Origin of the sequence: Streptomyces sp. NPDC059909 (assembly GCF_042730885.1) — a bacterium.
Lineage (GTDB): Bacteria > Actinomycetota > Actinomycetes > Streptomycetales > Streptomycetaceae > Streptomyces.
The window spans coordinates 758-1,027 of the sequence record NZ_JBHWKX010000278.1; the positions used below are offsets into that span (position 1 = coordinate 758).

The following is a 270-nucleotide window of genomic DNA, read 5'->3' on the forward strand; positions in this document are numbered from 1 at the left end:
CGCTGGCGGTCGGCGTGCTCGCCTCGATGATCTCGGCGCTGGTCATCACCCGGGTCCTCGCCGACTGGGCGCTGGGCCGGGGGCTGGTGCGGCGGCGCCCGCAGACGAGCGGGATGACCGGGAAGGGGCGGCTGCGGACCCGGCTGGAGCAGCGTCCGCCCCGGCTGATGCGCTTCAGCGGCCGCTGGCTGCTCGTCTCGGGCGGTGTGCTGCTGGTGGCGTTGGCCGGACCCGGAGTGCGCGGGCTGGAAACGGGCGTGGAGTTCACCC

The 270-nt window shown here is 75.6% G+C and carries 1 pseudogene; it reads left to right on the forward strand.

The features are described from left to right. A pseudogene (locus ACFV9O_RS40835) lies at positions 1–270 on the forward strand (protein translocase subunit SecD); the annotation flags it as partial.